Below are 20594 nucleotides of genomic sequence, written 5' to 3'. Positions count from 1 at the left end.
GGTTAGCAAAGCGTAACCCGACACAACAAGGCTTTAACCTACAACCTTACCCATCTGGAAGATCGGCAGATACATACCAATAATCAAACCACCAACCAGCACACCCAGAACCGACATAATCATCGGCTCCATCAGCGCCGTTAGATTATCAACCATGTCGTCAACTACGGCTTCGTAATGGTCTGCGACTTTCTCCAGCATTTCGTCCAGGTTACCGGATTCCTCGCCAATGGCAGTCAGCTGCACGGCCATAACAGGGAACACGCCGGTTTGCTTCATAGACGCCTGAAGTTGCGTACCGCTGGATACCTCATCTTTGATCTTGCTAACGGCATCCCGATAAACGGCATTACCGGTTGCACCGGATACCGATTCAAGCGCATCCACAAGGGGGACGCCCGCAGCGAAGGTGGTTGAAAGTACCCGGCCAAACTTGGCCACCGCGGATTTATCGAGAATCTCCCCCATCACCGGCAGTTTGAGCAGATATTTATCGACCAGATCCGAGAATTTCTGGGAGCGTCGTTTAGCCTCCTTGAACAGGAAGATGAAGCCAACGATACTCAGCAGTACAATAAACCACCATTGCTGCATCCACTCCGAGAGATTGACTATGAATTGTGTAAAGACCGGAAGGTCGGCGCCAAAGCCCTGGAAAAGGCTTTCAAACTGCGGCACCACTTTCACAAGAAGAATGGCGGTCACAATAATGGCAACAACAACGACTGCAATCGGATAGGTCATCGCCTTTTTGACCTTCTTTTTCAGCGTCTCGGTTTTCTCAAGATAGGTCGCTATGCGATCAAGCATCTGCTCAAGCGCACCGGCTTTTTCACCCGAGTCCACCAAGTTGCAGTAAAGGTCATCAAAATGCCTGGGATGCCTGCGGAGCGCGCCGGCAAAACTGGTACCGGAGGCAACGTCATTCCTGATAGCACCAACCAGTTCCTTCAGCCCCTGGTTTTCCAGCCCGTCCGTCACAATATCGAAACTCTGAACCAGTGGCACCCCGGCTTTCATCATTGTCGCCATCTGTCGGGTGAACATGGCGATATCGAACGGCGTAATTTTTTTGCTACCCCCAAACAGAGGCTTGGGCTTTTTCTTGACTTTGTCCGGGTTAATGCCCTGTTTACGCAACTGGGCTTTTACCAGTGCCAAATTCGTACCAGACACTTCCCCTTTGGTTTTATTACCTTTTCGGTCCTTACCTTCCCAGACAAATGCCTGAAGCTTTTGCGCTTTTTCTGCCATGGTTAATCCTTCGTCACGCGGTTGGCTTCCTCAAGGCTGGTCACACCTTCAATCACTTTCTTGAGGGCGGACTGGCGAAGATTCTGGAAGCCTTCGGCCTGAGCCTGCTTTGCAATTTTAATGGAGCTGGCCTCTTCCATAATCATGTTCGCCAGCTCGTCGGTAATCTTGACCACCTCGTAAATACCGACGCGGCCTTTATATCCACCATTGCATTTATCACAGCCCTTGGGGCGGTACAACGTGAAGCCTGTATCAATTTGTTCCTGTGTGAACCCTTCGGCTATAAGCACGTCGTGGGGAATGTCCGCGGGTTTCTTGCAGCTGTTACACAGCCTCCGGCCCAGTCGCTGGGCAATGATTAGGCTCACGGAGGTGGCGATGTTGAAAGCGGGCACGCCCATGTTCATCATCCGCGTCAGCGTTTCCGCCGCGCTGTTAGTGTGCAGAGTTGAAAGTACAAGGTGGCCGGTCTGAGCGGCCTTGATGGCGATATTGGCCGTTTCCAGATCCCGGATCTCACCCACCATGATCACGTCCGGATCCTGCCGCAGGAAAGCCCGCAGGGCTTCGGCAAACCCAAGGCCGACCCTGGTATTCACATTGACCTGGTTAATGCCTTCCAGGTTGATCTCCGCCGGGTCTTCCGCAGTGGAAATGTTCAGTTCCGGCGTGTTCAGAATGTTGAGGCCGGTATAGAGAGAAACGGTTTTGCCCGACCCCGTGGGGCCGGTTACCAGAATCATGCCCTGCGGCTGCTGCAGGGCATCCATGTACAGCTTCTTCTGGTCTTCTTCGTACCCCAATACATCAATCCCCAGCTTGGCCTGGCTGGGGTCCAGAATCCGCAGAACAATCTTCTCGCCCCATAAGGTAGGCAAGGTATTCACCCGGAAATCGATGGCTTTCGTCTTGGACAGCTTCATCTTGATCCGGCCATCCTGGGGAACCCGCCGCTCGGAAATATCCAGCTGCGCCATGATTTTTACCCGGGCCGAGATCTTGGGGGCCAGCTTGATAGAGGGCCGGGACATCTCCTTCAGAATGCCGTCTGTCCGGTAGCGTACCCGGTACACCTTTTCATAGGGCTCAAAGTGGACGTCCGATGCGCCGCCTCGAATGGCGTCGAGAAGCATCTTGTTCACATACTTTACGATCGGAGCATCATCAACTTCGCTGGAACTAACTGCACCATCGTCGTCCTTCTCTCCGCCTTCAGTTTCCACGCCTTCCAGATCGGCGTCCTCAAGATCCCCCATGGTGGAGTCCTGGGATTCCAGGTACTTGTCGATGGCGTCATGCAGTTTGGCATCATCAACCAGTATGGCGTCGGTACTAAGGCCAGTGTTGAATTTGATCTCATCCAGCGCCTGGATGTTGGTGGGGTCGGAAACTGCGATAAACAGTCGATTGCCACGCTTGTACAAGGGTAGCGCGTTGTGTTTCCGAATCAGCTTCTCATCAACCACCTTCTCCGGGAGCATCTCCGGAAGAAAAGCGCTGAGATCCAGAACGGATACGCCAAATTCCATGGCGGCAGAAAAGGCCAGCCCGCTACTGTCTGCCAGTTTGTTTTGAACTAGATAGGTGATCAGGGGGATCCGGTTCTGGGAGGCCTGAATAAAGGCATCCTTCGCGGTTGCTTCATCAAGTAGCCCGTCCTCCACAAAGCGACGTGCAAGGCCGGTAAGCGTTACGTTGGATTTGTTGGTAGCCATAAAGGGTATAAAGAGTGCTGCCTAAGTTGCTGAAACTCTGCCAAGAGCGAATGTACAAGAGTTTAGATGGCTGGGGATGCTTTGGAAAGTCACGAACTGTAAAGCATGATCCTGCTCAAGAATTGGGGGATGTAGAGGAGTAGTGAAATTTAGCGGGAGGGTGACCAAAGTTGTCACACACTGACGCTGGTTGACATTATTTCACATTCGTATCCTGTGTGATCTAGTTCACATGGACCCAGCATCGCGCTGTTATCAGGGCATTTATTAACTTAATCAGGATGTTGGCATGCCCCCTGCTTACAAACCTCTCAGGCTCAAACCGGTTGCGGGGCACAGCTCCACCGGCCCCGGAGCCATTCCGAGTTCAAAAACCGACTAACGCAGAGGTTTAATAATGAAGAACATTCAAATGAATCACGCTCAAAAAGGTTTCACCCTGATCGAACTGATGATCGTTGTGGCCATCATCGGTATTCTCGCCGCTGTAGCGATCCCGCAGTATCAAGATTACGTATCCCGGACTAAGTGGACCGATAGTATTTCGTCTGTTCGCCCTGTCCAAGTTGCAGTTGCCTCATGCGTGAACAGAATGCAGGCTCTGGATTCCTGTGACACCATTGGTGAGCTTCAGGCTACGGGTGACCTGCCTCAGACCTACTCCCTGCAGCAAGGTAAGTTCATGGATGCAACCCCCACTATTACCGCGAACACTGCTGCTATCAACATTAGTGGTTCGGCTGAAGTTGGCGGGTGCGACGTCATTATGGTTCCCAGCGCAAGTGTGCAGGCCATCACTTGGGATATTGTGGTTGATAGCTCAAGCCCGACTACCTGTGGCGCCTCTAACACTGGTTTCGAAAGATCGTAATAATGAAGACGCAAGGTTAGGCGTAACGTAGTCTGACTTTGATCAAACGGCCCGATGGTATATCGCCTCGGGCCGTTTTGCGTTTGCTGGCGCTTAACTGTGCGCAATGTCCTGGCTTTTTAGGGGAGAAAGCTTTTGGAGCAACGACGAGTATATGACGGCTCCCGCGATTGGAGAGTAAAGGCTTTGCCTTTTATAGCTTATGCAGTTTGCGGAGCAGGTGTTTTATCGCTGATTCTCGTCCTTTTCGGTGAGTACCTGGTTCCAGGGAGTATAGGGTCATATGCCAGTCAGCGATTCATGCTTGTGCTCGTAATGGGTCTGCTAAGTGTTTTTTCTCTCACCATGTTTGCCCTAAAAGGTCCTTCAGACGCTTTCTGGCTTGCAAAGCTCTCCCTGCCTACCATTCTGCTCTGTTCTGCGTTCCTGCTATTTTCCCTCCCTTTTAGTGAGAATGAGTATGTATGGGCTGAGCCCGGAATGTATGCGCTTTTCTTCCTAACCATGAATCTGGTTGGCCTGTTGTTGAAAGGCACAGGCATGACTATGGTTTGCGTTAGGCTTTTCTCTGTCGGTATGGCTGCTGCTTGTGCTCTCTACGGTTTGAGTTGTATCAATATTTATTTGTTTGCGCTTCTTGACGGCAACCCCAATTTCGGGAGTCATATACCGTATGGCTTTGGCAGTATTCGGTATTGGAGCCATATTGCCACTTGGTGTCTTCCCCTCTTTCCCCTTGCGGTCTTGATGGGGCCGCTAAAACACAAGCGAGCATGGCGTCTATTCGTGTTAGCTGGTGCGGGGATGTGGTGGTGGATTCTCATACAGAGTATGGGGAGGGGGTCCCTGCTAGGGATTGCGTTTGGTGTGTTATTGGCAATCTCGCTATTCGGAAAAAGAGCATTGCCGTGGTTTAAAGTCTTTCTGATCCAGCTGGCGGTAGGAATACTCATATGGCTCCTCTTGTCAGTGCTTATTCCTTTTGTGCTATATGACGGAGAAAGCCAACTCCGGACTTTTCATACTGGAGCCGCAGGGCGCTTGCCACTTTTTATGGAAGCCTGGCACAGAAGTCTGGAGAACTTTCCGTTTGGCATGGGGCCTCAGTCGTGGCTGACCGTGGAGCCGTTGACCATCGTCTACGCTTCTAGTTTGAAGTTTGGCCACCCACATAACATGTACCTCCTTTGGGCAGCGGAGTATGGTTGGCTTTTGGTTATGTTTATGGGGTTGTTGGTGCTGCAGGCGATTCGTTATTTTTGGCAAGCCCGGACCGTCAGTATGAGTGGCCCTGCAACGCAAACGCTTGGTGAAATATCGTTCTCACTTGCTGCTCTCACTGGATCAGTTTCTGCTGCTTTGTTTCATGCGGGGGTATCTGCCGTTTTTTTAGCCCCGGGCTCAATGCTTGTTGGGTTGTTTGTATTGATAATGTTCTGGGCGCTTATTGTTCCAATTGAGCCCAATGCATTGTCGAGCACGGGAGTGCGAAAACGCATGGGGCTGCACTCGACAATTGTTTTGATTCTGTCTGTTGCCTTATGTTTTAGTTGGCTGCTTTGGGTGCAAGGAGTGTCAAATTATTACATGGATATGAGGAGCGACAGCAAAAGCTATGCTGAAGAGGTGGGTAAGGCCACATACCCTCGGTTTTGGATGCATGGCAACTTTCCGCGCTAATAAGGCTCTCTTGGAGTTAAATCAGCGTAAAATGAATGCGGGAGTTCGCTCTATTTGCCCAATCCCTACACCCCAACCTCATCACACAACTCCGGCAACAACTGGAAGTCGGCTATACCTGACAAGGTGTGATGGCCGGACTCTTACTTAAATTTGCGCTTGCTTATATACTTTAAAGTAACGGCTAGGGCAGTTGCTCCGCTCCATTGCGATTTTACTCAAGAATTTCGGCCCAAAAACACCCAAACTTCCCCTCAACAATCTGGCATAGTACCACCCCATCCAGCACTGTGCCGGGTTACGAGGTTACATGGGCGAGCAAGACCAGCAGAAAATCATTCAGATCAACATTCCTGTCCTGAGGGAGCGCACCGGGTCCGCGATCCGGGGTGTGGGTAATTTCACGTCGATGACACTGAAAGTGCCCCGCGCGTTCTGGCCGGTGGCTCGGTTAGTGGGCAACTTGGAGCCGATTGACCAGACACAGCTTAGTTCGGCGCTGGACGAGTTGTTTGACACGCTGTATGAGCATCCGCTGAATGTGCAGTCTCGCTCGCTGACGCGGGTGTTGCGCAAGTATCGCCTGATTCCCAATGAGGAAACCACCGAGGGGCTGATCCGCTTCCTGGTGGGGCAGGTGGTTACCCGCAGTCCGATCGAGGTGCCGGAGAGCGTCGTCGATGAATTCTGGAACTTCTTTCATGAGCTGCTTGACGCGCCAGAGCTGAAGGGGCTGATTGAACTCAACCTCGACATCGTCCGTTTGGTCCTGCGTTCCTACGAACCGTTGATTGTTGAACTGGTGAACCGTCTCAAGGATATCCGCAAGGCCAATCAGGAAGGTCTGGCGGATGTGGGTCGTAAGGTCAGTGTCCTGCGTCGGGATCTTGTGATTTTGCGGCGGCAGATCAAGGCTATTCGTCATATCAAGCCCTTCCTGCAAACCGATCCGAAGGATTTTGCCGCCCAGGCACAGATTGTTGCCCGCATGGTTCGGGAGTTCGGCCCACTGTTTATCAAGATGGCCCAGGTCGCAGCCGCCAATGCCGATTTCCTGCCGGAGGAAATTGCCGCAGAGTTGGCGGTGTTCCAGGAGGACGTCGATCCGATGACACCGGATGAAGTCAACGATGCCTTTATGGACTGCTTTGGCAAGTTGCCAGGCGAGATGTACGTCCAGTTCGATGTGAATAAACCCTTGAAGTCCGGGTCGATCGGCTCGGTGTACCTCACCAAGAAGGTCGTACAGGATGACGGCGGGCTGGAGCGCCTGCAGCCGGTGATCGTCAAGGTGGCCCGTCATAACCTGGAGCGGGAGTTCCAGATGGGCAACCTGGCTATTGAGCTGATGCTGGTGAGCAGCCAGTTCTGGGCGCCGCACTCCAAACTGTTGCCATTCCTCCACGCGCTGTCGGACCAGGTGAAGGAGTTTACCCGGGGCTTTGAGCAGGAACTGAACTTTGAAGAAGAAGCGGTCATCCAACGTCGTTTTGCGGCACGTGCCCGGATAACCCGGGCCTGGCATGTGCCGGATGTGTTTGTGGCTACCAGCCGTATCCTGGAAATGGAGTACGTGGACGACGCCGTTTCCATCAAAAATGCCATTGGCAGCCTGCAGGGATCGGAGCGAAAGCAGTTCCAGCGCACCCTGGGGGAGAACTTCCTGTTCACCCTGTTTGAACACATCTTTGTGTACAACGAGCTCCATGGTGACCTGCACCCGGGCAATATCATGGTCTCGCCCGATGCGGAGCCTTATCTGATCGACTGGGGCAATGCGGTGCATATGGCCGGTAAGTGGAGCTTTGTGCGGGATTACATCATCAGCGTACTGATGGCGGATACTGAGCGCCTGGGCGATATGCTGATTGAAATGAGTACCCACCCCGACAAGAACCGACTGCGCCGGGAGGAAATCATCGAGCGCCTGAGCGACACACTTGCGCGCCGGGAAGTCTCGCCGCTGACCGAGGATGCTTTACGCACCCTGTGGCGGGAGGGTGCGGCAGGTTTGCATCGGCGTATGCAGACCGCGCTGCAGTTGCTGTCCAATACCTATCAGCTGGGCATTGTGATTCACAGCGATTACCTGCACCTGTCCCGCTCCCTGGTGGCAATGGCTGGCGCGTACATCAATATTTATGATGGTTTGCCCCGCAGCCTGGTGGTTCGGGACACGGTTAAAAGCCTGGTGTTGTTTCCGCTTAACCTGGGGATGGCGCGGTTGAGTCATCGGGTGACTCGTCTTCAGGGTGGGTTATTGCCGGGGGTGGTCTGAGGTTTGTCGGATTACGCTGCGCTATTCCGACCTACAAAAGCCAGATTCATCCCGCGTAGGTCGGATTAGGCGAAGCCGTAATCCGACAACGTACCTAAACCTCCACCTCATCAAACAACTCCGGCACCTCAGCCTCCCACCCTAGCTCCTCCACAATACGCTTGCGCATCACATCACTGGCCACCATCTCTCCGTGGGTGACATACACCTTCTCTGGCTTCAGTTGTCCCTGTCCCAACCATGTCAAAATCTCCTGGTAGTCACCATGGGCAGACAGTGAATCCAGGTTATGGATGTCCGCTTTCACTGGCCAGTATTCGCCGTGGATTTTTACTGACTCCGCGCCGTGCACCAGCGCGTCTCCCCGGGTTCCCGGGGCCTGGAACCCGGCAAACACCACGCTGTTGCGTGGGTTGGGCAGCAGGGTCTTCAAATGGTGCAGCACCCGCCCGCCGCTGGCCATGCCGCTGGCGGAGATAATCACGCAGGGATAGCGCGCGGCATCCAGCTTGATAGATTCTTCAACGGTGCGCACGAACTCTGTCTGGTCATCCATCATTTCGCATTGCGCGGCGCTTAGCCGGTGTTCCTTGTTGTGTCGGCAGAAGATCTCTGTGGCTTTTATGGCCATCGGGCTGTTCAGGTACACCGGCAATTTGGGGATACGCTGTTGGCCCATGATCTCGTGAATCAGGTACAGCAGCATTTGGGCCCGGCCCACGGCAAATGCCGGCATCAGCACAATACCGCCGCGGCCGGCGGTTCTGGTGATGATTTGCGCCAGCTCTTCCTCGGGATCCGTCTCCGCGTGGCGCCGATCACCGTAGGTGGATTCACACACCAGGATGTCCGCTTTCTGGAGGGGCTCCGGCGGTCGCATGATCACATCCTCCTGCCGACCGACATCGCCAGAGAACACCACCGTGCGGTCACTCGCCTTGTGGCGGACGTGCACGCAGGATGAACCCAGTATGTGGCCGGCAGGCGTGAAGGTCACTTCCATGCCTTTTACCGGTTCAAAGGCTTCATGGTAATGCAGCGATTCGAAATGCTTCAGTGCTTCCCAGGCGTCCTTCTCGGTGAACAGCGGTTCTGGCTTTTCATGTTTGGAGAACTTCTTGCGGAAAGCGTATTTGGCGTCCTCTTCCTGGAGAAAGCCGGCATCCGGCAGCAAAACTTTGCACAGATCGTGGGTGGCCTTGGTGCAGTATATCTTTCCCTTGAAGCCGTTCTTCACCAGTGCCGGCAGGTAGCCGCTGTGGTCGATATGGGCGTGGGTCAGTACCACGGCGTTAATAGTGGAAGGCTCTACCGGGAAGGGCGCCCAGTTTCGTCTACGAAGGGTTTTTACACCCTGGTACATGCCGCAATCCACCAGCAACCGGTGCTTGTTATCTGATAGAAGGTAACGGGAACCGGTTACGGTGCCGGCGCCGCCGAGGAAGCGCAGTTTCATGGGCTGACTCCATTCAGTGAGTGCTGATAGTCAGCTTAGCGCAAAGCTAGGAATGCGGATTTGATTTGTGTCGGGTTGGTGTTCATCAATCGCCACAGCACTAACACCACCCCCCGCCACTCCGTTAAACTACCCCAAAACCCACCAGCAGGACGTCCCTTCATGCAATACAGCGCCATCCTCCCCGACATCATCAGGATTGCCGATGAAGCCGGAGAGCGGATACTTCCTATTTACGAATCCGATTTCGAGGTTCACTACAAGGAAGATCAATCCCCCATCACCGCTGCGGACATGGCCAGCCACGATGTCATTGTAAAAGGCCTGGAAAGCCTCACCCCGGACATCCCCATCCTGTCTGAAGAGGGCGCCAGCATCCCCTGGGACGAGCGCAAACACTGGCGCCGATTCTGGCTGATCGATCCCATCGACGGCACCAAGGAGTTCACCCAGCGCACAGGCGAGTTCACCGTCAATATCGCCCTGATCGAAGACGGCGAACCGGTAATGGGCGTGGTCACCGCGCCGGCGCTGAAGGAAGCTTTCTGGGGCATAAAAGGCGAGGGTGCCTACAAGCGGGATCACGCAGGCGAGGTCAGCCCCATTCAGGTTGTTGCGCCGACAGCCGCCAAAAGGGTCGTCGCCAGCAAGAACCATATGAATGACGCAACCCGCAGCTTTATAGATAAGCTTGGCGAGCATGAACTGGTGCAGGCCGGCAGCTCCCTGAAGTTCTGCCGCCTGGCGGAAGGACTGGCGGATATCTACCCGCGCCTGGGCCCCACCTGCGAATGGGATACCGGTGCAGCCCACGCAGTGCTGATCGCCGCCGGCGGTAAAGTGGAAACGCTGGAAGGCCTGCCGCTAAAATACGGCAAGGAAGACGTACTCAACCCCCATTTCATTGCGTCCGGAAAGTAAGCCCATGACCTGGTACGCACTTCAACACAAACCTGCCCAGGGTGACCGGGCCCTGGAAAACCTCCAGAACCAGGACATCGCCTGCTTCTACCCCAAGATCACCGTGGAAAAAATCAAGGCAGGCAAGCGCACCCGCAAACTCGAGCCGCTGTTCCCCGGCTACCTGTTTGTGAACCTGGAGAAGACCGACCCCATGTGGTCCAAACTCCGCTCTACTCGGGGTGTGTTGCGGGTAGTGGGGTTTGCCAACAAGCCAGCCCCAATCGCGGATGATGTTATTGAGCATGTCAGGGATAGCTTGCATACCGTGGCAGAGCAGGGTGGTATCAAGCCAGGGCAGTCTGTTGAGCTCAGCGACGGGCCGTTTCAGGGGCTGGAGGCGATTTTTCAGGCTTATGATGGGGAAGAGCGGGCGATTGTTTTGATTGGCTTTATGCAGAAGCAGCAGAGTGTGAAGGTGCCGGTTTCTTCTATCCGGCACTCGTAAGACATATTTTGCCCCTCCCTTTGGGCCTTTCTCCTGTTTTTATAGGCCTGTCGAGGAACGGAATTTCTGAGTTATCGTCTTTCACCTTGAGAGTAACGGTTGCCAGATCCTAACTAGTTTCTAACAAGGATTAACTGAAAAACTGTGCCAGTTCCCGTAGAATTCGCGCATCTTTACAAATGCACATAGCACGCAGGCAGTTCTTCTTGTGAAAACGGGCCGCGCCTGACGCACTGAATAGGGCCGGTGGGGCGGTAGCGTGCCTTAATCAATAACTTAAGCATGACTCGGACTTGAATCGATGAACAGTACTTCAGATCAGCGACCGCATTATGATGATGAGATTAGCCTTGTGGACCTGGCTGCCACCTTTATAAGACGTCGTCGGGTTTTTTATGTGGTGTTTTTGGCGATCACGCTTGGTGGCCTAGCCTATGCGCTGCTTGCACAAGAAACGTACCAGTACACTAGTCTGCTTCAGGTTGCTGAAAAAGGCTCTGGCAAGTACGTAGAAGAGCCTGAAACGACTATAGCGACACTCGAGAACAGATGGTTGCCGGAACAAGAAACCGTATTCCGTGCAGAAACCGACAGAAAACTCCCGTTTAACGTTTCATTTTCGAATCCTGAAAATACGGGGTTAATTAGATTCCTCTCAGAAACCTCAAAAGAGAACAAAGAGTTTGTTGAGAGCGTTCACCAGAATCTGGTTGAAAAAATTCTGGCGCGACAAAACGCGCTGATCGAACGCGAAAAAAGAAGCTTGCAAAGTCGAATTGAGTCAACTGAACGTGCGATTGAGACCCTTCGGGGAGGCCAGGATACGGGGTCAGCAATAGCCGAGGCATTCGAGCGCAAGGTAGAACTTGAAAGCGACCTTGAGGCCCTAAAGGGTATTGAAGTTTTGGTCGTGGCGAGAGAGAGCGCCGATAAAACTGGTCCCGCCAGAGCACTTATCATGGTTCTTACTCTCATGCTGGCTGGAATACTCGGAATTATTACTGCTTTCTTAACAGAATTTGGGAGCTCGGTCCGGGCCGCCCTAAGACCTGACGTTTAATTTTTGATCTAGATAGAGGGAAAGAATCTGTGAGTAAAAAATTCGCATTGATTGGAGCCGCAGGATACATAGCGCCTCGGCACATGAAAGCCGTAAAAGACACCGATAACGAGTTAGTTGCGGCTTTGGACAAAAATGATTCCGTTGGAATCATTGACAGCTATTTCCCTGATGCTGATTTCTTCACGGAGTTCGAGCGGTTTGACCGTCATATCGACAAGTTGCGCCGTGAAAACGGCGGAAAGGCCGTGGATTACATCTCCATTTGCTCTCCTAACTACCTTCATGATTCGCATATGAGATTTTCATTGCGCTCAGGCGCAGATGCTATATGCGAAAAACCTCTCGTTTTGAATCCCTGGAACATCGATGGCCTTCAGCAAATTGAGAAGGATACAGGGCAAAAAGTAAACACAATTCTGCAGCTACGAGTGCACCCATCAATAATTGCGTTACGTGAAAAGGTGCAGAGTGAGCAGAAAAGTACCAAGCATGAGGTAGACCTGACGTACATTACCTCCCGCGGTCATTGGTACCTTCAGTCTTGGAAAGGAGACGATAAAAAGTCTGGTGGTATTGCGACTAACATTGGTGTGCATTTTTACGACATGCTTCACTTCATTTTTGGTGAGTTGCAGGAAAACGTGGTTCATCACAGCGACGAAACCATGGCCGCCGGTTATCTCGAATATGAAAAAGCCCGCGTTCGCTGGTTCCTCTCGGTTGATTACAAATACGTTCCTGTAAGTGCAAAAGCCCAAGGGCAACGAACCTATCGTTCTATTACTGTCGACGGAGAAGAAATCGAGTTCTCCGGGGGATTCACTGATCTTCATACTCGCAGCTACGAAGAGATCCTGAAAGGCCGAGGTTTTGGTCTGGAGGATAACCGGGTTGCAATTGAAACAGTAACTAACATCCGCAATGCGACCCCTGCAGGCCTGACCGGCAACTATCACCCCTTCCTAAAAACTGTATAACCCGAAAGACCCCCTCTCCCCTGGAGGGAGAGGGGGAAGCAAACCCTCCCAAGCGCAAAGGAGCACCTATGTCCGTAACTATCCACCCCAGCGCCATAGTAGATGAAGGCGCCCAGATTGGTGAAGGCTCCCGGGTCTGGCACTTTGTACACGTATGCGGAGGCGCCAAAATCGGCAAGAATGTTTCCATGGGGCAGAACGTGTTTGTGGGCAACAAGGTCACCGTGGGTGACAACTGCAAGATTCAGAACAATGTATCTGTATACGATAACGTGCATCTGGAAGAGGGCGTTTTTTGCGGGCCTAGCATGGTCTTTACCAATGTGTACAACCCCCGCTCGCTAATTGAGCGAAAGGATGAATTCCGGGATACGTTGGTTAAGCGTGGTGCCACGCTCGGTGCAAACTGCACCATTGTTTGCGGTGTGACCATTGGTGAGTTTGCCTTTGTGGGTGCCGGTGCCGTGGTGAATAAAAATGTGCCAGCGTATGCATTGATGGTGGGTGTGCCCGCCCGGCAGATTGGCTGGATGAGTGAATTTGGCGAGCAACTGGATTTGCCAGTTTCAGGTGATGGGGAGGCAGTTTGCACCCATACCGGTGCCAAGTACCTGCTTAGTGGTGGGCAGCTTTCAACAAGCTGATGGTTCCAGTGTGTCAGTTGATTCTTTTAAAGGTTAATTCCGTATGCAGTTTGTAGACTTGGCAGCGCAGCAAGCCAGAATTAAAGACAAGATCGATGCTAACATTCAGAAAGTGTTGGCGCATGGAAAATACATACTTGGTCCGGAAGTGCGGGAACTGGAAGAAAAGTTGGGAGAGTTTGCTGGCGCCAAGCACTGTATTTCAGTAGCCAACGGCACAGACGCACTCCAAATTGCGCAGATGGCACTTGGGGTTGGACCTGGTGATGAAGTGATTGTTCCAGGATTCAGCTACATAGCCACTGCGGAAACTCCTGCTGTATTGGGCGCAAAGCCAGTCTATGTGGACATTAACTCGAAAACATACAATATGGACCCTGCGAAGCTGGAGGCGTCCATCACTCCGCGCACCAAGGCAATTATTCCGGTTTCACTTTATGGGCAATGTGCCGACTTCGACGCTATTAATGAAATCGCTGCCAGGCACAGCCTGCCGGTGATTGAAGATGGAGCCCAGAGCTTCGGCGCCAGCTACAAGGGCCAAAAATCCTGCAATCTGAGCACCATTGGTTGCACCAGCTTCTTCCCATCTAAACCCTTGGGTTGTTACGGGGATGGCGGTGCCATATTCACCAACGATGACGAGCTAGCCGTAGTATTACGTCAGATTGCCCGACACGGGCAGGACCGCAGGTACCACCATATTCGGGTTGGTGTTAACAGCCGCCTGGATACGCTACAGGCGGCTATTCTGCTGCCAAAACTAGAAATCCTGGCGGAAGAAATTGAGCTTCGTAATCAGGTTGCAGAGCGCTATACCTTGTTACTGAATGACGCTGGCATTTTAACTACTCCCTTCATTGAAGAGCATAATGTTTCAGCTTGGGCGCAGTACACCATCCGGGTAGACAATCGCGAAGCTGCTCAGGCCGTACTGCAGGAAGCGGGCATTCCTAGCGCAGTGCATTATCCTATACCTCTGAACAAGCAGCCTGCGGTGGCAGATGAAAGCACAGCTTTGCCGGTGGGGGATAAAATGGCGGAGAAAGTGTTGAGTTTGCCGATGCATCCCTATCTCTCAGAAAATGAATGTTGGTACGTAGTCCAAAAGGTAAAGTAACGCTCCAGAGGGTTACACTCCTCCATTTTGATCTCTGAGTTTAAATTATGAAAGTTGCAATTTTTGGAAGCTATAACGGTGGCTCCATTGGTGATACGGCAATACTTCTTGGATTGATTTCGTCAATTTATAGGGTCTTGGGTGATGATGTAGAAATCACCGTTCTTGCATTGGGAGAGTTAGGAATCAATGGAGAGCTTAAGGAGTTAGGGCTAGATCGAAGGGTAAAAGAAGTTGCGGTCTATAAGGCATTTGATGATTCGCTTTACGGTGGCGGGGAGTTTTTAAACAAAATATGGAGATTCTTTAAAAGGCTTCGCAAACAATCTCCGATAAATAAATGCCGTGCTCGAAAAGTTTTAAGGGCAACGGATGTTCTGCTAGTTGGTGGCGGCAATCTTGTCATGGATCTTTACAAGAATTGGCCGAAAATTTTAAGAACAGTTTGTGATTTGTCGAGGGATGAAAAGGTTCCATACTACTTTGTTGGTGTTGGTTCTGCACCAATAAATACCTTGCAAGGTGAGAACGATTTGTTGTACTGCCTGAAGTCCGCTGCGGGGGTTTACTTTCGGGACGCTTCGTCAAAGAAATATTGTGAGGAGCGCTTGGGATTCGGTGATTCATTGGTTGGGCCGGATCTAGCATTTGGGATTAAGTGTCACGATCTAACTCGAGTTGTTAAAGATAATGTTCTTATGTTAAATGTGGCTGCCGTATATAGTGAACGATGGCCCGTTGAGGATTTAAAGAAATATAGTGATTATTTGTCAAATATGGTGCGTATAGTTGACAGGTTGGTCGAGAGTCTAGGCATAGAGAAGGTGGTCATCTTTAATACCAACTACCCTTTAGATGAGTTTTCTTCTGAAGATTTTCTTCATCAGTATAAAAGCACCAGTAATTTCCCGGTTGATATAAGTCTTCTTAGAGGTAGAAATACTGTATCACGACTATTGGCTGTTTGCTCTAGAGCAAGATTTTCATTAGTTACTCGACTACATGCGGGTATTGTTTCGTATATTTCTGGTGTCCGTGTCTTTGCAGTAGAATATCAACCTAAAGTACGAGATGTGCTGAATGCTCAAACTTCAAATACGATAGTCGAAAGTTTCGACTCGGTTTTGTCGGGCACTGCTTTTGATTCTCTTGATCAAAGCCTTAGAGAAAAAATTTCTAACAGAGATTATGTAAGCGATAATGACGTGGATGCATTGATGAGCTTGGTCTTAAAAAAACGCGTTGCTAGAGGAGGTTGAATGCATCTACTCATTCTTCCCTCGTGGTACCCAACAACCCCTCACGATGTTAGTGGTGTTTTTTTCCGTGACCAAGCGCTTGCTCTTCTCAATCACGGGCATAAAGTCGGTGTAATAGCACCACATATGAAATCGGTGCGTACCTTATTTAGTAAGGTCAAAGAAAAATCTTTGCGTCACTTCGAGATAGACGAAGGACTAATAATCTACCGAAAAGAAGTATACGCAATCTTGCCAAGGGTACCCTATGGCAACTACTGGCTTTTCAAGAGCGCGGCTAAAAGGCTATTCCGCAATTATATTAAACACCATGGTAAGCCAGACATTATTCACGCGCACGCTGCCATTTTTGGTGGGGCGGTTGCTGTGGATCTCGGTGAGAAGTTCGGAATCCCGGTCGTGCTAACCGAACACAGTACAGGTTTCGCTAGAGGCGTTTATATGCCATGGCAGATGAAGCTCGCAGAAAAAGCCATCACCGGTAGCCGCTCACGAATTGCAGTAAGCCCCTCTCTTGCTGAGCTTTTAGGTAATCAGTTTGCATTCACTAAAGAGCTATGGAAATGGATTCCCAATGTAGTGGCTGATCGTTTCAAAACGCCAAAGAATTTTGTCCGGGAAGATCGCCCGGTGAGGTTTATGAATCTCGCTTTGATGACAACAAAAAAAGGTCAGTTCGACTTGGTTGAAGCCTTTTACTCCGTTGTCGAGAGTGGCTTGTCTGCGGAGCTGTGGCTTGCTGGTGATGGACCAATTCGGGAAGCCTTAGAAGAGCAAGCTGCCGGATTAGGTATTGCAAAAAAAGTTAAATTTTTAGGGTTGATAGCGCCGGAAAAAGTGCCAAATTTGTTATCCGAGATAGACATTATGGTGGTGTCAAGCCATTACGAAACGTTCGGTGTTGTCGCAGCAGAGGCGTTGATGGCGGGTGTTCCCGTTATTGCCACCCGTTGCGGTGGCCCTGAATGCATTGTTGGTGATGGGGATGGTGCATTGGTGCCTCCGAAATGCCCCGCAGAACTGTGCCAAGCGATGCAACGCGTTGGAGTGGAACTCTCCAAGTATAACCGAAAAGACATTGCCGAGCGGGCGAAAAAACGCTTTTCTGGGCCAGCTGTTGCTGCGAGGTTAACTGAAGAGTATGGGCGCGTGCTCTCTGACAACGTTCCAGCGGAAGCGCTCGGATGAGCACATTGGTTTCTCGGCTGAGGAGCCTTGCCTTGGCGTCTCCACTAAGGCGAAACATTGGTATGACACTCGGTCGGCAATTGCTGGCAGCATTTGCGCAGCTTCTGCTGGTGGTTTTGATCGCAAGAGAGCTCGGGCCAGAAGGTAATGGATTCTACGCTATGGCCATCCTTATCCCCACAATGCTAGCCAATTTTCTGAATCTTGGGGTGGGGGCGGCAACAGTTTATTATGTCAGCCGTGGCGACTTTAATATTAATCAAGCAGTTACAGGCAACTTGTGGTTGGCACTGGTTGTCGCAACAGCTGGGGTGACATGTGCGTTACCTGTTCTGTTTATTTGGGGGGGGGAGTTGTTTCCAGGGGTGCCCAAAAGCCTGCTTTACCTCGGCCTTGCGAGCTTTCCACTGACATTGTCCCTTGCGTACCTTAATACGATTCTTCAAGGTGTGGAGGACTTCAAATCCTTCAACCTTACCGTACTCTTGCCTCCCTATGTAAATCTGACCGGCGTGGTGATCGCCCTTTACCTTCTACCGTTTGGGGTGACTGGAGCGATGGTGGCGTACATCACTGGGCAATTGGTCGGTCTGCTGGTTGTTCTCCGGCTGTTGAGTCGCAGTAAATCGTCGAGAGAAATGGTTGATAGTCGTACTTCCCTTTCCGTGTATGCCCGCCGAACTTTTAGTTACGGCTGGAAGGCGCACCTTTCTAATATCCTGGCCTTTGTCAACTACCGGACCGACATCTTCTTAGTGAACTTCTTTCTCACCCCCTCAGCTACCGGTATTTATGTAATTGCCGTGCAGATTGCTGAAAAGCTCTGGATGCTCTCGCAAGCCGCTAGCACCGTGCTATTGCCAAAACTCTCGGCCATGCACCAGAACCCCGAAGCCCGGTGGGCATTAACCAATAAGGGTTTTTGGGTGGTTTCAGGAATTACGACAGCAGCAAGTGTTGGCGTCGCTATTATGCTTTATTGGCTGATTAGTCCTGTGTTTGGTGAGGACTATGTGGAAGCATTGCCGGCGTTTTTGTGGCTTTTGCCGGGTATTATTGCAGGTGCTGGTTCCCGGATATATGCTAATTGTATAGCCGCTGCGGGGAAGCCAGAATGGAATATGTACTCCTCAATTGTTGTCGTGACCGCTAATGTTATCGGGAATATTTTACTTGTGCCGGAGTATGGGATTGTGGGGGCGGCTTGGGCTACGAGCGTGGCGTATTGTCTTAATGCGGTAGTTAAGGCTTGGTTGGTCAGACTTCTATCGGGCGCAGATTTAGGAAGTTCTTGTGAAGAATGATTGTTCAAGTCACCGTATAGCTAAAACTGAGTTTTCAAAAAATATTGGCGGGTTCGCTGCAATACTTATTGGTTTTGGACTACTTTCTTCGGTAGTTCTGCCATCAGTTTCGCTGGGAGGTCTAGGTCTATATTTGGTAACGCTTCTAAGCCCAGTCGTTTTTTTATGTGTATTATTTTTCTGGTTTAAAGTGCCATTAATCCACCCGTCATCTATCTTTCCTCTTGTGTTGGGCGTAATGGTGTGTATATCAGCGCTTGCTTCCTGGGTCTGTGGTCTTTCATCGGTGAACGGGCGTGATATCGTTGAAGCTGTAAAATATATTCAATTTTGGCCGTACCTACTTCTAGTTCCATTTATAGGGCCTAAGTCTCTTAAAACTTTTCATCAAGCTGTTGTTTTTTGTTCGATATTGGCGGCATTTGTCGGCTTCGTTCAGGTATTCGGTATCGGTCACTCTATCTCCTATCTGTACTTAGGTGGTAATAGCAGTCACATTGATCATGTTTTGTCTGGGCATAGGATAACACTTACAGGATCCGATCCGAATGTAGGTGGAATAATTGCATCATTTTTTGGTGTATATTATTTTTCGTTATATTCTATTTATAGGCGAGCTTGGTATTTTTTGGCTTTCATGTTGTTTTTCTATCTATGCTTTTTAACTCAAAGTCGAACTGCGTTAATTGCTGTTTTATTTGGCTTGGGTTTTTACTACATGTTTTTTTTCAGAGGCTTATTTGTGCTAAAGGTTTTGCTTTTTTTTGCCTCTATATCTCTGGTTATTTTTTTGGTTTTTTATTTGGATCTTTCTTATGTCTATGTCGGAATTCAGCATGCCTTGGAAGGTAAAAATAATAGCTTGAATGTGAGGTTTGAAAATATCTATTTAGCTTCGAAAATATTCTTGGATTCTCCATTGTTTGGTGTTGGGCCAGCAAAGTCGTCCTTCGATACCACAATTGACTCAGAGTATGCGCTAATAATTCAGAGATATGGCTTGGTCGGGGTTTTAGTTTTTTCTGTTTACATAGTTTATCTGATAAGGCTTGCATTGCGTAATTTAAGTTCGCACTGGGGGGTGTGTCTTTTTGTTTTCACCTTAATGTCTATTCTGATTATGGTAACAAATAACATATTTTCAGGTTACCAGCTGATGTCGTTGGTTGTACTTCTAAATATTGCATGCATTCTCAGCGAACGAAGATTACACCAGACAAACGAGGAAATCGTCTTTTGAAGATAGCTCACCTAACCTCCGCCCATTCTCGTTCCGACACACGAATCTTCCTTAAAGAATGCATTTCCCTCTCAAGGAAGGATCTCTCGACCTCGCTGGTTTTGGCCGACGGCAAGGGCGATGAGGAGAAAAATGGTGTTTTCATATTCGATGTAGGTGCGTCCAAAGGTCGTCTCGATCGTATCCTCCATGCGCCAAAGCGCGTTCTGCAAAAAGCTTGTGAACTCAATGCGGATATTTATCACCTACACGATCCAGAGTTAATTCCCATTGGCTTGAAGCTAAAAAAGCGTGGCAAAAAGGTCATTTTCGACGCCCATGAGGATGTCCCTAAGCAGTTGCTTGGCAAACCTTATCTGAATAGGCCTGTTCGATGGCTGCTTTCGAAGGCGTTTGCTCTATATGAGCGCCAGGCTTGTCGGAAGCTGGATGGAGTGATTGCTGCCACGCCATACATTCGCGACAAGTTTCTTGAAATGGGAATAGGGGCAGTGGATATAAACAATTATCCGCTGCTTGGTGAGCTGTCTGACGACGGCTCCGATTGGTCGCAGAAAAAAGCTCAGGTCTGTTATTTGGGCGGGCTTGACCCGGTCCGCGGTATTCAGGAGATGGTTCAGGCAATTGGCTTAATACAGGGAGATGTCAGGTTTGCGCTCGCAGGTAATTTTCGGAGTACCGATTTCGAACAGCAAGTACGTGCGGAGGCAGGCTGGCGAAAGGTCGATTTTGTAGGTTGGCTCGACCGGGAGGGGGTGAAGAAGACGCTGAGCGACTCCGTCGCGGGTCTGGTAACGTTGCACCCCATTATCAATTACCTGGATGCGTTGCCGGTAAAAATGTTTGAGTACATGGCGGCAGGTTTGCCGGTAATTGCCTCTGATTTTCCGCTCTGGAGGCAGATTATTGAAAGTAATCAATGCGGTTTATGCGTAGACCCGCTTGACCCGGAAGCCATTGCTCAGGCGATTGACTATCTCATTACCCATCCCGAAGAAGCCGAGTTCATGGGGAAGAATGGTAAGGCTGCGGTTGAGCAAAAATACAATTGGCTGATTGAAGAGAAGAAACTTTTTGACTGGTACGAGCTAATCGCTGGACAGTAAATCGTTGAGTGTTGTCCGACCAGTATTC

Annotated in this window: 17 protein-coding genes; 14 read left to right on the top strand and 3 right to left on the bottom strand. The window is 50.5% G+C overall.

Going from position 1 to position 20594, the window contains the following annotated elements; genetic code table 11:
• Positions 1-33: 33 nt before the first annotated feature.
• A complete protein-coding gene (locus ACJO3M_RS01265; RefSeq protein ID WP_406998984.1) occupies positions 34-1254 on the bottom strand; it encodes a type II secretion system F family protein in 1221 nt (406 codons plus the stop codon).
• A 2-nt stretch (positions 1255-1256) separates the two neighbouring features.
• Positions 1257-2972, bottom strand: coding sequence for a type IV-A pilus assembly ATPase PilB (gene pilB, locus ACJO3M_RS01260; protein WP_406998982.1), 1716 nt, complete (start codon positions 2970-2972; stop codon positions 1257-1259).
• A gap of 397 nt (positions 2973-3369) precedes the next feature.
• Between pilB and ACJO3M_RS01255 the strand changes: the two genes are divergently transcribed.
• From ACJO3M_RS01255 to ACJO3M_RS01245, 3 genes are all read left to right on the top strand, one after another.
• Entirely contained in the window at positions 3370-3843 is a 474-nt protein-coding gene (locus ACJO3M_RS01255; protein ID WP_406998980.1) for a pilin, read from the top strand.
• A 135-nt stretch (positions 3844-3978) separates the two neighbouring features.
• On the top strand, positions 3979-5523 hold the full coding sequence (locus tag ACJO3M_RS01250) for an O-antigen ligase family protein (protein ID WP_406998978.1): 1545 nt from the start codon (positions 3979-3981) through the stop codon (positions 5521-5523).
• 310 nt (positions 5524-5833) lie between these two features.
• Positions 5834-7801 carry an AarF/UbiB family protein gene (locus ACJO3M_RS01245; RefSeq protein ID WP_406998976.1) on the top strand — a complete coding sequence of 656 codons (1968 nt, stop codon included), beginning with the start codon at positions 5834-5836 and terminating at the stop codon, positions 7799-7801.
• Between the two features lie 94 nt (positions 7802-7895).
• Here ACJO3M_RS01245 and ACJO3M_RS01240 read toward each other — a convergent pair whose 3' ends face one another.
• The gene (locus ACJO3M_RS01240; protein WP_406998974.1) at positions 7896-9257 is read right to left on the bottom strand and encodes an MBL fold metallo-hydrolase; all 1362 of its coding nucleotides are present in this window, start codon (positions 9255-9257) and stop codon (positions 7896-7898) included.
• Positions 9258-9419: 162 nt separating this feature from the next.
• Here ACJO3M_RS01240 and cysQ point away from each other — a divergent pair, with 162 nt between their 5' ends.
• The 11 genes from cysQ (at position 9420) to ACJO3M_RS01185 (ending at position 20566) form a co-directional block, all read left to right on the top strand.
• Positions 9420-10178: a 3'(2'),5'-bisphosphate nucleotidase CysQ gene (gene cysQ, locus ACJO3M_RS01235; protein WP_406998972.1), complete on the top strand. Its 759-nt coding sequence runs from the start codon at positions 9420-9422 to the stop codon at positions 10176-10178.
• 4 nt (positions 10179-10182) lie between these two features.
• Positions 10183-10665: a transcription/translation regulatory transformer protein RfaH gene (gene rfaH, locus ACJO3M_RS01230; RefSeq protein ID WP_406998970.1), complete on the top strand. Its 483-nt coding sequence runs from the start codon at positions 10183-10185 to the stop codon at positions 10663-10665.
• 301 nt (positions 10666-10966) lie between these two features.
• Positions 10967-11725: a Wzz/FepE/Etk N-terminal domain-containing protein gene (locus tag ACJO3M_RS01225; protein ID WP_406998968.1), complete on the top strand. Its 759-nt coding sequence runs from the start codon at positions 10967-10969 to the stop codon at positions 11723-11725.
• Between the two features lie 29 nt (positions 11726-11754).
• The gene (locus ACJO3M_RS01220; protein WP_406998966.1) at positions 11755-12705 is read left to right on the top strand and encodes a Gfo/Idh/MocA family protein; all 951 of its coding nucleotides are present in this window, start codon (positions 11755-11757) and stop codon (positions 12703-12705) included.
• Positions 12706-12773: 68 nt separating this feature from the next.
• Positions 12774-13349: a UDP-2-acetamido-3-amino-2,3-dideoxy-D-glucuronate N-acetyltransferase gene (wbpD, locus tag ACJO3M_RS01215; protein WP_406998964.1), complete on the top strand. Its 576-nt coding sequence runs from the start codon at positions 12774-12776 to the stop codon at positions 13347-13349.
• Positions 13350-13392: 43 nt separating this feature from the next.
• Entirely contained in the window at positions 13393-14469 is a 1077-nt protein-coding gene (locus ACJO3M_RS01210) for a DegT/DnrJ/EryC1/StrS family aminotransferase (RefSeq protein ID WP_406998962.1), read from the top strand.
• A gap of 47 nt (positions 14470-14516) precedes the next feature.
• Positions 14517-15728 carry a polysaccharide pyruvyl transferase family protein gene (locus ACJO3M_RS01205; RefSeq protein ID WP_406998960.1) on the top strand — a complete coding sequence of 404 codons (1212 nt, stop codon included), beginning with the start codon at positions 14517-14519 and terminating at the stop codon, positions 15726-15728.
• Positions 15729-16916 (top strand): glycosyltransferase, encoded by a 1188-nt coding sequence (locus ACJO3M_RS01200; protein ID WP_406998958.1) that lies wholly within the window; start codon positions 15729-15731, stop codon positions 16914-16916.
• Positions 16913-18220, top strand: coding sequence for a flippase (locus ACJO3M_RS01195; protein ID WP_406998956.1), 1308 nt, complete (start codon positions 16913-16915; stop codon positions 18218-18220). Before ACJO3M_RS01200 ends, ACJO3M_RS01195 begins: the two co-directional genes overlap by 4 nt.
• Positions 18210-19460 carry an O-antigen ligase family protein gene (locus ACJO3M_RS01190; protein WP_406998954.1) on the top strand — a complete coding sequence of 417 codons (1251 nt, stop codon included), beginning with the start codon at positions 18210-18212 and terminating at the stop codon, positions 19458-19460. The genes ACJO3M_RS01195 and ACJO3M_RS01190 overlap by 11 nt, the downstream gene beginning before the upstream one ends.
• Positions 19457-20566 (top strand): glycosyltransferase family 4 protein, encoded by a 1110-nt coding sequence (locus tag ACJO3M_RS01185; RefSeq protein WP_406998952.1) that lies wholly within the window; start codon positions 19457-19459, stop codon positions 20564-20566. Before ACJO3M_RS01190 ends, ACJO3M_RS01185 begins: the two co-directional genes overlap by 4 nt.
• Positions 20567-20594 lie beyond the last annotated feature (28 nt).

The organism is Marinobacter alkalisoli, from assembly GCF_045449795.1.
Classification (GTDB): Bacteria; Pseudomonadota; Gammaproteobacteria; order Pseudomonadales; family Oleiphilaceae; genus Marinobacter.
This window is presented reverse-complemented; position numbering and strand designations above follow the sequence as displayed.

Excerpts from the sequence above, each read along its gene's own strand:
- ACJO3M_RS01265 (WP_406998984.1), bottom strand. The coding sequence starts at position 1,254 with ATGGCAGAAAAAGCGCAAAAGCTTCAGGCATTTGTCTGGGAAGGTAAG.
- pilB (WP_406998982.1), bottom strand. The coding sequence starts at position 2,972 with ATGGCTACCAACAAATCCAACGTAACGCTTACCGGCCTTGCACGTCGC.
- ACJO3M_RS01255 (WP_406998980.1), top strand. The coding sequence starts at position 3,370 with ATGAAGAACATTCAAATGAATCACGCTCAAAAAGGTTTCACCCTGATC.
- ACJO3M_RS01245 (WP_406998976.1), top strand. The coding sequence starts at position 5,834 with ATGGGCGAGCAAGACCAGCAGAAAATCATTCAGATCAACATTCCTGTC.
- ACJO3M_RS01240 (WP_406998974.1), bottom strand. The coding sequence starts at position 9,257 with ATGAAACTGCGCTTCCTCGGCGGCGCCGGCACCGTAACCGGTTCCCGT.
- cysQ (WP_406998972.1), top strand. The coding sequence starts at position 9,420 with ATGCAATACAGCGCCATCCTCCCCGACATCATCAGGATTGCCGATGAA.
- rfaH (WP_406998970.1), top strand. The coding sequence starts at position 10,183 with ATGACCTGGTACGCACTTCAACACAAACCTGCCCAGGGTGACCGGGCC.
- ACJO3M_RS01225 (WP_406998968.1), top strand. The coding sequence starts at position 10,967 with ATGAACAGTACTTCAGATCAGCGACCGCATTATGATGATGAGATTAGC.
- wbpD (WP_406998964.1), top strand. The coding sequence starts at position 12,774 with ATGTCCGTAACTATCCACCCCAGCGCCATAGTAGATGAAGGCGCCCAG.
- ACJO3M_RS01210 (WP_406998962.1), top strand. The coding sequence starts at position 13,393 with ATGCAGTTTGTAGACTTGGCAGCGCAGCAAGCCAGAATTAAAGACAAG.
- ACJO3M_RS01205 (WP_406998960.1), top strand. The coding sequence starts at position 14,517 with ATGAAAGTTGCAATTTTTGGAAGCTATAACGGTGGCTCCATTGGTGAT.
- ACJO3M_RS01200 (WP_406998958.1), top strand. The coding sequence starts at position 15,729 with ATGCATCTACTCATTCTTCCCTCGTGGTACCCAACAACCCCTCACGAT.
- ACJO3M_RS01195 (WP_406998956.1), top strand. The coding sequence starts at position 16,913 with ATGAGCACATTGGTTTCTCGGCTGAGGAGCCTTGCCTTGGCGTCTCCA.